Origin of the sequence: Sulfitobacter sediminis (assembly GCF_040811725.1) — a bacterium.
GTDB classification, from domain to species: domain Bacteria; phylum Pseudomonadota; class Alphaproteobacteria; order Rhodobacterales; family Rhodobacteraceae; genus Sulfitobacter; species Sulfitobacter sediminis.
Window position 1 is genome coordinate 1 of sequence record NZ_JBFNXX010000191.1, and the last position, 254, is coordinate 254.

The 254-nt window shown below is 62.6% G+C and carries 1 pseudogene; it reads left to right on the forward strand.

The features are described from left to right. Positions 1-4: 4 nt before the first annotated feature. Positions 5-238: pseudogene (locus AB2B41_RS23625) on the forward strand (cell division protein FtsZ); the annotation flags it as partial. Positions 239-254 lie beyond the last annotated feature (16 nt).

Consider the following 254-nt stretch of genomic DNA (forward strand, 5'->3'; position numbering starts at 1 on the left):
ATGAGGTGCCGGCGGCAACCCCGTCAACAACATGATCGAGAAGCAACTGGATCGCGTCGACTACGTTGTATCGAACAACGACGCGCAGGCACACCAGAAGGCCAAGGCGGAAAACCGCGTTCAGCTCGGGATCAAGGTCACCGAAGGTCTGCTAGCCGGGGCGCCCTCCGCCTAGGGCGCCCCCGCCGCTGAGGAAACGATCCAACACATCGACGAGCACCTCGCAGGCCCGCAGATGTGATTCATCACCGCCG